The organism is Virgibacillus sp. GM2-2 (assembly GCF_055329585.1).
In genome coordinates this window covers 22,109-36,897 of record NZ_JBUZWC010000018.1, presented here as the reverse complement: position 1 = coordinate 36,897, position 14,789 = coordinate 22,109, and the positions used below count along the sequence as shown (strand labels likewise).

Annotated in this window: 17 protein-coding genes; 11 read left to right on the top strand and 6 right to left on the bottom strand. The window is 35.7% G+C overall.

All coding sequences use genetic code 11. From position 1 onward, the window contains the following. Window positions 1-37 precede the first annotated feature (37 nt). A complete protein-coding gene (locus ACY9Z2_RS16585; protein ID WP_463610780.1) occupies window positions 38-916 on the top strand; it encodes a polysaccharide deacetylase family protein in 879 nt (292 codons plus the stop codon). A 173-nt stretch (window positions 917-1,089) separates the two neighbouring features. Then, entirely contained in the window at window positions 1,090-1,191 is a 102-nt protein-coding gene (locus tag ACY9Z2_RS16580; protein ID WP_463610779.1) for a GapA-binding peptide SR1P, read from the top strand. A 157-nt stretch (window positions 1,192-1,348) separates the two neighbouring features. Here the strand turns inward: ACY9Z2_RS16580 and ACY9Z2_RS16575 are convergent, their stop codons facing one another. Continuing rightward, on the bottom strand, window positions 1,349-2,821 hold the full coding sequence (locus ACY9Z2_RS16575; protein ID WP_463610778.1) for an aminotransferase class I/II-fold pyridoxal phosphate-dependent enzyme: 1,473 nt from the start codon (window positions 2,819-2,821) through the stop codon (window positions 1,349-1,351). Between the two features lie 144 nt (window positions 2,822-2,965). On the opposite strand from ACY9Z2_RS16575, the gene ACY9Z2_RS16570 reads away from it, so the two are divergent. Together ACY9Z2_RS16570 and ACY9Z2_RS16565 are read left to right on the top strand one after the other, a co-directional pair. Beyond that, window positions 2,966-3,922, top strand: coding sequence for an NAD(P)H-dependent flavin oxidoreductase (locus ACY9Z2_RS16570; protein WP_463610777.1), 957 nt, complete (start codon window positions 2,966-2,968; stop codon window positions 3,920-3,922). A 13-nt stretch (window positions 3,923-3,935) separates the two neighbouring features. Beyond that, on the top strand, window positions 3,936-4,178 hold the full coding sequence (locus tag ACY9Z2_RS16565; protein WP_463610776.1) for a UPF0223 family protein: 243 nt from the start codon (window positions 3,936-3,938) through the stop codon (window positions 4,176-4,178). Window positions 4,179-4,423: 245 nt separating this feature from the next. Here ACY9Z2_RS16565 and ACY9Z2_RS16560 read toward each other — a convergent pair whose 3' ends face one another. After that, window positions 4,424-5,053, bottom strand: a complete 630-nt coding sequence (locus ACY9Z2_RS16560; protein WP_463610775.1) for a YktB family protein — start codon at window positions 5,051-5,053, stop codon at window positions 4,424-4,426. Between the two features lie 194 nt (window positions 5,054-5,247). Here ACY9Z2_RS16560 and ACY9Z2_RS16555 point away from each other — a divergent pair, with 194 nt between their 5' ends. Both ACY9Z2_RS16555 and ACY9Z2_RS16550 read left to right on the top strand, forming a co-directional pair. Then, window positions 5,248-5,439: a YkzI domain-containing protein gene (locus ACY9Z2_RS16555; protein WP_463610774.1), complete on the top strand. Its 192-nt coding sequence runs from the start codon at window positions 5,248-5,250 to the stop codon at window positions 5,437-5,439. A gap of 101 nt (window positions 5,440-5,540) precedes the next feature. Continuing rightward, window positions 5,541-6,350, top strand: coding sequence for an inositol monophosphatase family protein (locus tag ACY9Z2_RS16550; protein WP_463610773.1), 810 nt, complete (start codon window positions 5,541-5,543; stop codon window positions 6,348-6,350). Between the two features lie 14 nt (window positions 6,351-6,364). Here the strand turns inward: ACY9Z2_RS16550 and ACY9Z2_RS16545 are convergent, their stop codons facing one another. Next, a complete protein-coding gene (locus ACY9Z2_RS16545) occupies window positions 6,365-6,535 on the bottom strand; it encodes a DUF5325 family protein (RefSeq protein WP_463610772.1) in 171 nt (56 codons plus the stop codon). Window positions 6,536-6,708: 173 nt separating this feature from the next. Between ACY9Z2_RS16545 and ACY9Z2_RS16540 the strand changes: the two genes are divergently transcribed. Further along, complete coding sequence (locus ACY9Z2_RS16540) at window positions 6,709-7,017, top strand: YlaH-like family protein (RefSeq protein WP_463610771.1); 309 nt, start codon at window positions 6,709-6,711, stop codon at window positions 7,015-7,017. Between the two features lie 104 nt (window positions 7,018-7,121). Here the strand turns inward: ACY9Z2_RS16540 and ACY9Z2_RS16535 are convergent, their stop codons facing one another. Then, window positions 7,122-7,325, bottom strand: a complete 204-nt coding sequence (locus ACY9Z2_RS16535) for a YlaI family protein (protein ID WP_463610770.1) — start codon at window positions 7,323-7,325, stop codon at window positions 7,122-7,124. A 135-nt stretch (window positions 7,326-7,460) separates the two neighbouring features. Between ACY9Z2_RS16535 and ACY9Z2_RS16530 the strand changes: the two genes are divergently transcribed. Then, window positions 7,461-7,757 carry a YbyB family protein gene (locus ACY9Z2_RS16530; RefSeq protein WP_463610769.1) on the top strand — a complete coding sequence of 99 codons (297 nt, stop codon included), beginning with the start codon at window positions 7,461-7,463 and terminating at the stop codon, window positions 7,755-7,757. Between the two features lie 71 nt (window positions 7,758-7,828). Here the strand turns inward: ACY9Z2_RS16530 and ACY9Z2_RS16525 are convergent, their stop codons facing one another. Together ACY9Z2_RS16525 and ACY9Z2_RS16520 are read right to left on the bottom strand one after the other, a co-directional pair. Beyond that, window positions 7,829-8,434, bottom strand: a complete 606-nt coding sequence (locus ACY9Z2_RS16525; protein WP_463610768.1) for a YhcN/YlaJ family sporulation lipoprotein — start codon at window positions 8,432-8,434, stop codon at window positions 7,829-7,831. A gap of 116 nt (window positions 8,435-8,550) precedes the next feature. Continuing rightward, window positions 8,551-9,042 (bottom strand): molybdopterin-binding protein, encoded by a 492-nt coding sequence (locus ACY9Z2_RS16520; RefSeq protein WP_463610767.1) that lies wholly within the window; start codon window positions 9,040-9,042, stop codon window positions 8,551-8,553. A 182-nt stretch (window positions 9,043-9,224) separates the two neighbouring features. Here ACY9Z2_RS16520 and ACY9Z2_RS16515 point away from each other — a divergent pair, with 182 nt between their 5' ends. The 3 genes from ACY9Z2_RS16515 to pyc all read left to right on the top strand — a co-directional run bounded on the left by ACY9Z2_RS16515 (window position 9,225) and on the right by pyc (window position 14,379). Next, entirely contained in the window at window positions 9,225-9,509 is a 285-nt protein-coding gene (locus tag ACY9Z2_RS16515; RefSeq protein ID WP_463610766.1) for an Fpa/YlaN family protein, read from the top strand. 257 nt (window positions 9,510-9,766) lie between these two features. Beyond that, window positions 9,767-10,948, top strand: a complete 1,182-nt coding sequence (ftsW, locus tag ACY9Z2_RS16510) for a putative lipid II flippase FtsW (RefSeq protein WP_463610765.1) — start codon at window positions 9,767-9,769, stop codon at window positions 10,946-10,948. Continuing rightward, the gene (gene pyc / locus ACY9Z2_RS16505; RefSeq protein ID WP_463610764.1) at window positions 10,936-14,379 is read left to right on the top strand and encodes a pyruvate carboxylase; all 3,444 of its coding nucleotides are present in this window, start codon (window positions 10,936-10,938) and stop codon (window positions 14,377-14,379) included. Before ftsW ends, pyc begins: the two co-directional genes overlap by 13 nt. Window positions 14,380-14,789 lie beyond the last annotated feature (410 nt).

The window sequence follows — 14,789 nt, the reverse complement described above, 5'->3', positions numbered from 1 at the left end:
ATTACATTAGAAGATTTAACATCAAGGGGGAACTTGAATGAAAAAACTAGGCGTTCTGTTATTAATTGTTCTGATAAGCTTAAGTGCCTGCACAAATGGAAGTACCACCTCCAGTGATTCGCAAGAAAAAGAAGCGAATACTACCACGCAACAACAAAAAGAGCAGGATATACAAACAGATTCACAGAACAACGATCAGAAAGAAAAAAATGAAAAAGAGAATGATGAAGAAGTAGTTAAAGAAGAAAAGGTGGAACCTAAATATACAATAAACCAATCGAATTGGCTAGTTGAACCAATAAACGAGTCAGTTAATGAAAAAGTTGTATTATTAACGATTGATGACGCTCCAGATAAATATGCGCTCGAGATGGCCAAAACATTAAAAGAATTAAAAGCAGGTGCAATATTTTTTGTTAACGGTCATTTTTTAGATACACCTAAAGAAAAAGAAACATTAAGACAAATTCATGATATGGGATTTATGATTGGTAACCATACATATAGTCATGCTTTTTTACCTGATTTATCGAAAGAGGAGCAGAAAGAAGAAATCGTTAAGCTTAATAAGTTGATTGAAGAAATAATTGATGAAAAACCATTATTCTTTCGAGCGCCAAATGGTGCGAATACAGAATATACGAAACAAACTGTTGAACAAGAGGGCATGGTTTTAATGAACTGGTCTTACGGATACGATTACTTTGAGCCTTATATGAATGCAGAAAAACTGACTAAAGCAATGGTAACTGGAAAAGCGCCTGAAATTGATATTACGTATAGTCTGCTAAATCCAGGTGCCAATCTATTGATGCATGATAGGGAATGGACAGCACAGGCGTTAAACGATATTGTGATCGGTCTACGCGAACAAGGTTATGAAATTGTGGACCCACATTTAATAAAAACAAAATAATAAAAACAGAGCAGTTATCCAGTTTTGGGTGACTGCTTTTTCACGTTATGAGATGAAAATTAATAGTATGTAATAAAAATAAATAAGTTATACTATTTTAGGTTGAATATTTAAATGTGACATATTATAATATGTATACGCTATCATAAAAAACATTAAGGAGTTGGGCTGAAATGGGAACAATCATATGTCAAGACTGTCAAGAGGTCATTGAACATTTTGATGATGAAAAAGTAACAACCCTCTATGGTGCTTGTCCGACTTGTAAAAAATAGTAAATGTAAAGGTACCTGGCATTAATCCAGGTACCTTTTTATATAATAATGAAAAACGAGGGAAAATATGGAATTAGTTTTTTCATTATTACTGTTTATCATTTATTTTGTCCCTGCGTCGTTATTAACTATATTTTTATCATAACTACTATTTTCCCTATTTGAATGGTTTATGTTCCTTTATTACATGAATCGTTTCTAGTGTTTCATCCTCTAAGCCCTGAACAGGGAGTCCATTACTGATATTTTTTTGAATGTAGGCAATGTTGTCTTCTGTAATGATTTCTCCAGGAATAAAAATTGGAATTCCTGGTGGATACACCATAATCGACTCGGCACTTATTCGACCTGCTGAATCTACGAAAGGAATAATTTCTGTCTCAGCATAAAACGCATCACGAGGAGAAAGTGCCAGTAATGGTATTTCAGGAATTGAAACAGTTATTTCTTTTTCTATGCGTCGATCTACTTTTTCATCTGCTAATTGCTGTAATGCAGTTACAAGTTTGTTAATTGTATCCTGAGAATCGCCTGGAGTAACGATACAAAGTAGATTATATAGGTCGGAAAGTTCTACTTCAATTGCGTACTTCTCACGTAACCACACTTCTGCATCGTAACCAGAAATTCCTAGATCTTTTACTGAAATGATTAACTTTGTAGGATCAAAATCATAAATAGCTTCACTTCCGATAATTTCATTTCCAACACAATACATATGTGGTATATCATTTATTGCATTTCTTGCTTCGTTTGCTAATTGAATAGCTCCTTCAATTAATTCATATCCATTCGTAGCTAGTCGCTTCCTAGCAACGTCCAGTGAAGCTAATAACAGGTAAGAAGTCGATGTAGTAGTTAACATTGACATGACTGTTTGAACACGTTCATGTGATACCCGGTCGCCCTTTAAATTTAATACTGAGCTCTGTGTAAGGGATCCACCAAGTTTATGAACGCTTGTCGCTGCTAAATCAGCTCCAGCTTGCATCGATGAGAGTGGAAGTTCTTCGTGAAAATGTATATGGATTCCGTGTGCTTCGTCAACTAACACTGGAATGTCATAACTATGGGAAACTTCAACGATTTGTTGTAAATCTGCAACCACTCCAAAGTAAGTTGGATTAATTACCAATACTGCCTTTGCATCTGGATGTGCTTCTAATGCATGGCGAACTGCAGTAGGGGTAATCCCGTGTGAAATACCCAATCGATGGTCTAGTTCTGGATGGATAAAAATTGGTGTTGCGCCAGAAAAAATGATTGCTGAAGTTACTGATTTATGTACGTTTCTTGGCACAATAATTTTGTCACCAGGGCTACATACACTCATTACCATCGTCATAATTGCACCACTTGTACCTTGAACGGAAAAAAAAGTATGATCTGCTCCAAAAGCTTTTGCGGCAAGGTCCTGTGCTTCTTTTATCATTCCGTGCGGGTGATGCAAGTCATCTAATGGACCAATATTAATCAGGTCCATCTTAAACGCATTTTCTCCAATGAAATTACGGAATGCTGGATCAACTGCTTTTCCCTGCTTGTGACCTGGGATATGAAATTGTATAGGATTCTTCTTTATATGATCTAATAAACCATTGAATAACGGTGTTTGTGATTGCTCATTCATTATATGCACTCCATATCGTTGTAAAATACCAGAGTAGTATAGCAAATTGTAATCAATAATTCTAGTCTACTTAAGTAGCAACTAATATTCAACATGTGCTAGCATATGATTATCGATACATAAATTAGGGGAGTTGAGTATAAATTGAAATGGAAAACAAGAGTTACTGAACTTTTATCTATTGATTACCCAATAATTCAGGGGGGACTTGCTTATTTAGCATATGCTGATTTAGCAGCGGCAGTTTCAAATGCAGGTGGGCTTGGTCAAATTACTGCGATGAGTTTACCGAATGAAGAAAGGTTACGTGAGGAAATTAAACGTGTTAAATCTTTAACGGATAAACCGTTCGGTGTTAATTTTGCAATTGGACAGCATGGTCGTCCGTTTGAACATATGGTTCAAGCTGCCATAGATGAAAAAGTGCCGGTAATCTCAGTTACTGGAGGAAATCCTAAAGGTGTACTTGATATGGTAAAAGGCCATCCTATTAAAAAATTGGTACTTGTAGCCGCAAGAAGACAAGCAGAAAAAGCAGAAGAATTAGGTGCAGATGCGGTAATGGTAGTTGGTCAGGAAGGGGGAGGTCATTTAGGGCGTGGTGATGTTGGAACGTTCATTCTTACTCCTCAAGTCGTTGATCATGTATCCATACCAGTTATAGCTTCTGGTGGAATTGGGGATGGTAAGAGCATGATGGCAGCCTTAGCACTTGGCGCGGACGGCATCGAGATGGGTACTAGATTCATTGCAACAAAAGAATGTGTTGATGCTCATCAAACATATAAGCAAGCGTTGTTGGATGCTGATGAAAATTCTACAGTGGTGATAAAACGTTCACTTGGGACGCCTGCACGTGCTTTAAAAAATACGTGGACAGATCAAATATTAGAGTTGGAATCGAAGCAAGCAAACTTTGAAACGTTACAACCGTTTATAAATGGTGCTGCAAATAGAGCATATATATATGATGGTAAAGATACAGAAGGATTTGGCTGGGCTGGTCAAGTAACTGCTAGAATTGATGACATTCCAACGGTGGAAGAGTTATTCTCCAAGATGATCAAAGACGCAGAGACAGTAAGAAAAAGCTGGATGTAAAGAGGTGTAATGAATGAATTATCAATATCCATTAAACGAATTGTGGTCAAAACAGGAAATTGTTGACGTAGTCCATTTTTTCACAGTAATAGAGAAGTATTACGAGCAATCCGCTGATGATACGGAGATAATGGATGCATACAAACGTTTTAAAGAGATCGTTCCATCAAAAAGTGAAGAAAAAACGTATTTTAAAGAATTTGAAACCGCCTCAGGTTATAAGGTATTTCCAGTAATAAAACAAGCGAAAAATTAAGCATACAAAATTAAATTTATTAAATAGAATCCGAACAATAATATAAAATGGTATAAAAAAACCGCTCCGGAAATATACTTCGCTTTCCGCGGGTGGCTGGTGAGCCTCCTCGTGCTTTCGCACTCCGGGGTCTCACCGATGCCATCCCTCCCGCAGGAGTCTACGTATATTTCCGGAGCTAATTTAGGTTATTGTTCGTCATTTCAATTGGTAGGAGTAGTTATGTCCCAGCCTCTTTCATACTATTATTTAACTACTTCCCTCATAGAAAGTTTATATATAGGTAATAATGTTTCAAAAGTCTGGTGAACTTCTTGTAGAAAGCTTTTACCATCTTTAAGAAGCGGATCATCGGAAGAAAAGTGACGACCAACAAGAAATTCCGCTTTTTTTACATTTTGAAACCGTTCGAGTGATTTTTTTAAGTCAGCCTCTTCAATGGTGGTAGCTTCCTTTTTTGTATGGTCAAGTGAAATAACATAATTACTCGGAATTGTATTTTTCATATCATCTATGTTCGACAAAAATGATCGCGCAATATCTGTTTTATTTGGCAGTTCATAAATATACGCTAACCAAACAAAAACATGATCATCAAATAAGCCAATTTGAAAATGTGGATGCTGCTTATATCCACGTTTATTGTGGCAAATCGCTAACCACGTGTCCTTTGGAGGATTGACCGTACGCCTAGCATGCTGTGCTATGTGCAAAAACATGTCTTGATCTGTCATTGTTGTTAGATCATCAGTTAATACATCACCTATTGCCTTAAACTTCGGTTGAATACGTTCTCTTATTGCATCCATTCGTTTATCTAAACCGTTAATTGAAAATGTTTGAAAGTCTCGTTTTGCAAATCCTCTGAATCCCATAATTACTCTCCTTTTTCAAGCTATCTATTAGTTAGTATTATGCAAAATATATCGACAGTCAAGAACTTCATCTTACCGTAAATAGGTTTAACAGCATGGGTATTTGGGAATATATGAAAATAATACATGAATGTCATTAACCAAATACAGCTGAACGTCATATATATAAAAAAAGCATCTGAAAGGATGAGAATATGAAATACGTAATGGAAGCATTGAGGAAAAAAGAAGCACTGGAAAAGATACCGGTAATTCGAATGGAAATTGATTATGAATTAGTTTCACTTTCTGACGCATTAAAAGCAAATGATACAGTTGAAATTATAAAAGCAAAAGAACGGCTAGAGCAACTTCGAATTCAGCTCTATTCTATAGAAAATGAGTAAGCTATATCCTTAAACCGACCACAAATATAAATCGCTCTATTTGGTGGTTGGTTTTTTACTTTGGTATGATAGAAGCAGTTTAAATAGTGGAGGCTCACGTCATGAATGAAATAAATCGAAAGAAAATGTATCAAACTGCAAAAGAGTGGGTGTTAGAAGCAGGGGCTACAATTCGCAACCGGATAGATGACCCATTAACGATTGATACGAAGTCTGACCCCAATGACCTTGTCACAACGATGGATAAAGAAACAGAGAAATTTTTTGCCAATAAAATTAAGAAAAACTTTCCTGATCATTTGATATTAAGTGAAGAAGGTTATGGAGATCGAGTAGAGAAATTAGATGGGACGGTTTGGATTATAGATCCTATTGATGGAACGATGAATTTTGTTCAGCAAAAACGAAACTTTGCAATTTCCCTTGGGATTTTTATCGATGGAGTTGGAGAAATTGGCTTTATATATAATGTAATGGATGACATCTTATACAGTGCCTTAAAGGGAGAAGGAGCATACAAAAATGAAGAGAAACTTCCTTTTAGGTCTGAGGAAGTACCACTAGAGAAAGCAATGATTGGTATGAACCATTTTTGGTTGTGCGAGAATCGTTTTGTTGATGAAAAAGTAATGCAGCAATTTGTTCGAACGGTAAGAGGAGTACGTACATATGGATCTGCTGCATTAGAGTTCGCGTATATTGCTGAAGGAATAATGGATGGTTATTTGGCAATGAGACTCTCACCGTGGGACATTGCAGCAGGCATCATTATTGTTAATGAAGTTGGTGGTGTTACCACTACTGCAACTGGTGCAGAATTAAATATGGTATCAACAAATTCAATTCTCGTTTGCCATTCTTCGCTTCATCAAACGATCACAAACGATTTTATCCAGAAAGGAAGAAAGTGACTCTACAAAGGGAGTCACTTTCTTTTTCGTTTTAATGTAAGGCCAAAGCCCATTAATGCAAAGCCTAATACTAAGAAAAATAATATAAACCAAATGTTCTCATATGCAATGCCAATGCCGACTGATAAGAATGAGAGAATGACAAGTGCAGCTAACAAAAGCATTGGATAGTTTATTTTACTCACGAATCTCACCTCAATTATACGTACATCAACCAGTATATATGATACCATCCATTAATACAAAATGTTAATCTTTTGTGTAAATATTAGTTCTAGCTAGCAAGGTGGATGAAGATTTAGTATGATAGGGAAAGGGCATAATTTCTATACATATTTATTATTAACGGGGGATACACATGGATTCGAACAGTAGTTTTATTTTTGAATTTATACTATCACAATATGGATCGGAACATATTTTCACTATTTTTTATGTACTAAATCTTATATTTGGATCAATTGCATTTAAACTTGGTTTTGCTCGACAATTACCACTGTTGAAAACGATCTTTGTTTATATCATGTTGGCAGTTGGAACATATATATTAACGATTTTTAGTATATTTGGCTTACCGATTACGGAAAGTTTAATTATAATAGCAATCGTTCTAGCCATTTATCGACTACGCTTGCATAATGAACGAAAAAGAAAAAATAATAATTAAAAAAGGTTGTCTCAAACTTGGGCCATTCCTCTACTGTAATCTCACCTGGTAGATACCATAGGTGTAGATGAGGGAAAGAGCCTCTTTGTTTTGAGACAACCTTTTTATATTAAATCTTCCTTCTTTTGTGGTTTTTTATATAATCGGAAATTTCCAGTCGCATGTCGCTCCTTGGTTTTTTCGTCTATACGTTCATAGCAATTCCCACATAAATACATATGAATTCTACGGTTTCGTAGTCTTTTCGCCTGTAGACAATTTTCTTCTATTGACTCTATCTTATCACATATTGCGCATTTTACTTGCATTGTTTCACCTCAATTAGGCTATTTAATTCCATCATAACATAGGGAACATTTGGATTGAAGTTACAATTATTACATGTTTTATTAAAATTAATGTGGGGAATAAATAACTATACAAAAAAGTGAAAGGGCGATTAGATGAAGAAAAGATATTTATTATCAAGTGTAGGTGCAGTAGGAGCAGGCGTTGCAGGATTCTTATTGAAGGATAAAAATAATCGTGACAAGCTAAAGTCAACAGTGAAAAATACGACGAATAAATTTAAAAATATGAACAAAGAATCAACACTAGATGATGCAGGAATTCCAGATCAGGTTGAAAATAAAGATCGTGCACAACTGGAGAATTCCAAAATGGTCTCAGAGGGATCTCAATTTGGTGTAAATTACTACAACGAAGTAAAAAACGAAGAGGATAAAGTAACGACCACATAATAGGAAGAAGCATATGTTTAACAAAAAATAAAAAGTTTCCTGATTATAAAGCGATAATCAGGAAACTTTTTTTATTCATTATTTTTATGATTTGACTGTTCTTCTTGTATATCGTCTAATTTTTTTTCATCTTTTTCTGGAATGACTTTCTTATTTTGATCTTTTTCCTTTGGCTGGTTATCACTAATTGGGAAATCCGGCATGTATCTACCTACAATTGCTGATAATTCATCTAGAACTCCGTGAGTAGGATAACCTTGATTCATTTTGTCACCCATTTGACGTAATCGTTCCATTATATCGCCATCAGCAACTACAACAGCTGTTTTACCATAGGGATCGTGTTGCAATGCCTCTAGAACAGAATATTTAATTGTACCAACTCTTGAGCGGTCCAAATCTTTATCCACATCAATTCCGACAACTGCATATGGTCCGGCAACAACCGCTGTGGCATCATTTACGTTTGCAACTCCACTAGCAATTGAAGCTAAATGGTCCGCAATTTCTTGATCGCTTAACGTTTGTTTTTCAGTTGGATCAGAGTTTTCAACTTGCAAAAAACGATTGTTACTTTCTTCATCTGACATCGAAATATCTTCATTATTTGACTGACAACCAGTTAATATAAAGCACGAAATTACAAAATATATACCTGTACGCAGGCTTTTTCTCATTGTTTTTGCCTCCTTTATAGAAAGAACTGTACTAGGCTTATATTTTGTTTGTTATTGAAAAAATATACACTATCTAAAAAAGCTGTTGCTATATATTTAGCAACAGCTTTATATCTTTAGTTAACAATAATTTTTTGTACTGCTTTCACTGGAGTGTCTTTATTTGAACCGTCTTTGAAGTATAAATGAACAGGTCCTTCTTCTTTAATTGGCTTTCCTTTAACTGCAAATAACAAGTAAGAATTTCTCAATTGATCGAGTGATATGTTTACATCATCACCATTTTCGATAAGTAAGATAACTGTTTTTGCATCTTCTTTTGGTTCAGCATGATTGATAAACACATCAATTGGCATTACATAGGTTCCTTCTAATATTTTTTTGCCTTCAAGTTTAGAAATGCTTCTATTAATAGGGGGATTAATATGTTGTTGAGATACTGCTCGATCCCAACGTCTTGAAGCACTTTCTACATCCTCTTCTTCTTCGAGATGATCAGTAACATTATCAAAAGCGCGTTCAAATTCTATTTTCCGGTCATCAAATATCCAGACAGTTGGATCTAAAGTGATCGTATATGTAACGTTTCCTATTATAGGTACTATCATTTATTTTCCACCTTTCAATGTAACTTATTTAATATGTTATTCTACTCATGAGACTCATTTTATCACAAACATATATAGGATGCTTATTGAAAAGATTCGTTTTTTTAATAATTTCGTTTGCAATTTGTTGGCTTGAACGATAATATAAAATATAAGAAAGTCTTTTAAATGGAGGGATTCAATTGATTCCTGAGGTGACCGTAAATCATCGTGAAAGAGCGTATGCCCTTCTTAAGGCTGATGCTGATAAAATTCTGAAGCTTATCGAGGTTCAAATCGATAATTTAACGATGCCACAATGCCCTTTATATGAAGAGGTTTTAGATACTCAGATGTTTGGTCTTTCTAGAGAGATTGATTTCGCAGTGCGCTTGGAGTTAATCAGCGAGGACGAAGGAAAAGCACTTCTTGAAAATCTCGAGAGGCAGCTTAATATATTACATGAAGCAGCACAGAATTCAATTTAACATATGTTAGGTTGTTTTGTGTAGCAAAACTTTGCCGACATAATATTTGGCAAGGTTTTTTTATTATAAGGCTATTTTGTAAAATACGAGGATTTCTCGAGCAATAAAATTTATGAAAAATAACTATTAAAAAGATAAAATATGGGGAGCAAAACGGAAAAGAATTTATTTTGTGTTACACTATTTAATTAAATGTGTTATACTATTAAAAATTTCTATTTCGTCTTTGCTTAATTACATAACTAGGGAGAAGTAAGATGATACAGAAATTAAAAGAATACGATTTTACGCTTATGATTACACCAATACTTCTAGCGGGCTTTGGGATTGTCATGATTTACAGTGCCAGTATGGTAATTGCAGTAATGGAAGGACATGAAAGTACACATTATTTTGTAAAACAAATTCAGTGGTTCGTATTAGGTATGATTGGATTTATTTTCTGTAGTGCTTTTTCCTATAGGCACTATCAAAAATTAATGAAATTAATTGTGCTTGTTGCGCTTGCATTGTTAATAGGTGTATTGATTTTTGGGGAAACGGTTAATAATTCAAAATCATGGTTTGACTTTGGACCAGTAAGCATGCAACCGGCTGAGTTTGCCAAAGTAGGATTAATTATTTATTTGGCAAGTATCTACTCAAAGAAACAGGCCTATATTAATGATTTTAAAAAGGGTGTTTTACCACCATTAATTATGACTGGTCTTCTTTTAGGTTTGATACTTATGCAGCCAGACATTGGTACAGCTTCCATTATTTTTTTGATTGCTTGTACAGTTATATTTAGTTCTGGGATACAATTTAAACATTTATCCATTCTAATTGTAACTGGATTGATAATAATCGCCTTGGCTGCGCCTCAAATGGTAACTGACGAGCGATTGGCTAGATTTACAGGTGCCTATCAGCCGTTTGAAACACCAAAAACGGATGGGTACCATTTAATCCAATCTTACTTAGCAATTGGAGTTGGAGGAATTACAGGCGAGGGTCTAGGTCATAGCATTCAGAAACTTGGTTATCTATTAGAGCCCCATACTGACTTTATTATGGCAGTCATTGCAGAAGAGCTTGGTTTTGTAGGTGTAGTAATCGTCATAGGTATGCTTTCTATTATTGTGTTACGTGGAATATTTATTGCGAGAAAATGTGAGGACAGTTTTGGTGCTTTACTTGCAATTGGTATTTCATCAATGGTAGGAATTCAAGCATTCATTAATCTTGGAGCTATAAGTGGGTTATTACCGATAACAGGTGTACCACTACCATTTGTGAGCTACGGTGGGTCATCTTTATTAGTAATGATGGCTTCAATGGGTATTTTAAACAACATTGCGAGATCTGTTAAGAAAAAAGAACAAGAACCAATTGCCGTTAATCAAGAGACAAATCGAAATCAAAGATTCACTAGAGGAGGAAGGTCATGGCCGAGTTAAAAACGATACAAAAAGTGTTAGTAGCAAATAGAGGCGAAATTGCTATACGTGTTTTTCGGGCTTGTACAGAGTTAGATATTCGAACTGTTGCGATTTATTCTAGGGAAGATTCTGGTTCCTATCATCGATATAAAGCAGATGAAGCATATTTAATAGGGGAAGGTAAGAAACCTATTGACGCATACTTAGATATTGAAGGAATCATTGAAACTGCGAAGAATGTTGGTGTCGATGCAATACATCCTGGTTATGGATTTTTATCTGAAAACATTCAATTTGCGCGTAGATGTGAGGAAGAAGGAATTATTTTTATTGGTCCAACAAGTGACCATTTAGATATGTTTGGTGATAAAGTAAAAGCTAGAACACAAGCTATAGAAGCTGGATTACCAGTTATTCCAGGAAGTGATGGGCCGGTTTCTTCATTGGAGGAAGTAAAAGCATTTGGTGAAAATGCTGGATATCCAATCATTATTAAAGCATCACTTGGCGGTGGTGGCCGTGGTATGCGGATAGTACGTAATGAAAGTGGACTTTCTGAAGCATACGACCGGGCTAAGTCTGAAGCAAAGGCAGCATTTGGGAATGACGAAGTTTATGTTGAAAAATTAATTGAAAACCCAAAACATATTGAAGTTCAAATTATTGGTGACCGCAACGGCAATATTGTTCATTTATTTGAACGTGATTGTTCCGTACAAAGACGTCACCAAAAGGTAGTTGAAGTTGCACCTAGTGTGTCATTACCGGAAGCGTTGCGCTTAGAAATTTGCGAAGCCGCTGTGGAATTAATGAAAAATGTAAATTATATCAATGCTGGGACTGTGGAATTTTTAGTTACTGGCAACGAATTTTACTTCATTGAAGTAAATCCTCGTGTTCAAGTGGAACATACGATAACGGAACTTATTACGGGTATTGATATTGTTCAAACTCAAATTAAAATTGCACAAGGACAAGATATTCATGATCATTCTATTGGTATTCCTGCACAATCCGAAATAAAGACAAATGGTTATGCTATACAATCCCGTGTAACAACGGAAGATCCGTTGAACAATTTTATGCCTGACACCGGTAAAATTATGGCCTACCGGACGGGTGGAGGATTTGGCGTAAGGTTAGATGCTGGAAATGGATTCCAAGGTGCAGAAATATCTCCACATTACGACTCGTTATTAGTAAAAGTTTCTACTTGGGCATTAACATTTGATCAAGCAGCTAACAAGATGGTTCGTAATTTAAGGGAATTTCGTATTCGTGGAATTAAAACAAATATACCGTTTCTAGAAAATGTTATCCATCATCCTAATTTCTTATCTGGTGATTATAGTACGACGTTTATCGACCACACTCCTGAACTGTTTGTATTTCCTAAACGTAAAGACCGTGGGACTAAAATGTTAACCTATATAGGGCATACGACAGTAAATGGATTCGAAGGAATGACAAAGAAGAAAAAGCCAACTTTCTTAACACCACCGATTCCAAAGGTTGATTATCAACAACCAATAATAAACGGGACTAAACAAATATTAGATGAAAAAGGACCTGAAGGATTAGCAAAATGGCTGACTGAACAGAAGGAAGTCTTGCTTACTGATACAACATTCCGTGATGCACATCAATCTTTACTGGCAACTAGAGTCCGAACAAAAGATTTATTGCAAATTGCGGAACCAACTGCACGTTTGTTGCCAGAGTTATTTTCAGTTGAAATGTGGGGTGGGGCAACGTTTGATGTTGCGTATCGTTTCTTAAAAGAAGATCCATGGCACCGACTATTAAAGCTTCGGGAAAAGATGCCAAATGTACTTTTCCAAATGCTATTAAGATCAAGTAATGCTGTAGGATATAAGAATTACCCAGATAACCTGATAAAAGAGTTTGTAGAAAAAAGTGCAAATGGCGGAATTGACGTTTTTCGAATTTTCGATAGTTTAAACTGGGTTGAAGGAATGAAGTTAGCAATTGACTCTGTTAGAGAGAATAATAAAATTGCTGAAGCATCTATGTGTTACACAGGTGATATTCTTGATAAAGGCCGAACAAAGTATGACATCGACTATTATAAAAACCTAGCAAAAGAACTAGAGAAGTCAGGTGCACACATTCTAGGAATAAAGGATATGGCAGGTCTTTTGAAACCTGAAGCGGCATATCAATTAATTTCAACGCTAAAGGATTCTATTTCAATACCAATTCATTTGCATACGCACGATACAAGTGGAAATGGAACGTATATGTATGCAAGAGCAATTGATGCGGGAGTAGATGTAGTTGACGTTGCAAATGGTCCAATGGCTGGTTTAACATCCCAACCTAGCGCTCAGACGTTATATCATGCTCTAGAAGGAACAGCTAGACAACCACGGATCAATGTTGGATCGTATGAAAAATTAGCACATTATTGGGAAGGTGTACGGGGATATTATCAAGACTTCGAAAGCGGAATGAATGCTCCGCATACAGAAATATACTTTCATGAAATGCCAGGTGGGCAATATAGTAATTTAAAACAGCAGGCGAAGGCAGTTGGATTAGAAGAACGATGGGATGAAGTAAAAGCGATGTTCCAAAAGGTTAATCTAATGTTTGGTGATCTTATTAAGGTTACGCCTTCATCCAAGGTTGTTGGCGATATGACGTTGTTCATGGTACAAAATGATTTAACGGAAGATGATATCTATGAGCGTGGAGAATCAATTGATTTTCCGGATTCCGTAATCGAATTTGCTCAAGGGTATATTGGTCAACCATATCAAGGATTTCCTAAAGAACTTCAGCGCATTATTTTAAAAGGGAAAAAAGCGATTACAGTAAGACCTGGCGAATTGCTTGAACCTGTGAACTTTACTGAATTAAAGGAATCATTATTTAAAACACTTGACCGACAAGTATCTAGTTTTGATATGATTTCATACGCGTTGTATCCAAAAGTATTCATGGATTACCACCGTTTTTATGAAGCATATGGTGATATGTCAGTGTTGGATACCCCTACATTCTTATATGGAATGAAACTTGGTGAAGAAATTGAAGTGGAAATTGAAAAAGGTAAAACCCTGATCGTAAAACTCGTATCTATATCGCAGGCTCACCCAGACGGAACACGGGTAATGTATTTTGAATTAAACGGTCAGTCAAGAGAGGTAGTCGTTAAGGATGAAAATGTTAAATCGCAATTAGCGACGAAACCTCAGGCTGATAAAAATAATTCAAAACACATTGGAGCAACCATGCCAGGCACAGTGTTAAAGGTTCTGTGTGAAAAGGGCGATAAAGTCAAAAAAGGTGACTATCTTCTTATTACAGAAGCAATGAAAATGGAAACTACTGTGCAAGCACCGTTTGATGGAACAATCAAGGCAATTCACGTGAGTAATCAGGAAACCATCAAGGTAAATGATCTGTTAATTGAATTTGAATAACTAAAACTGCAACGTAATTACCTGGAGTAGTTAGAACAAGAGAATACTCAGTAGTAGCGGACACAGAAGCCCTTATTTTTACTTTTTGTGCGTGTTTTATGGGTTAAGAGGACACAGGATGCCTTATTTAAGTAAAAACAGGTTGAAATCTGGCCATTTGTACTGAATAAGGTATCCTGTGTCCGATAACAAGCCCATTACTCTAATTTTGCTCGAATAAGGTATCTGGTGTCCTCAAAATTCCATTTTTTTAGTTGTAAACTTATTTTCATTAAATGTTTTTTCGCAGTATCCGTAAACTGCCAACTAAGCAGGGGGCTAGCGACTGCTTGGTATCGGACTGAGGATTCCTTATTTACTTTATTTACCTTTATTTTGAGGGTTAACGGACACACGATTCCTTATTAAGC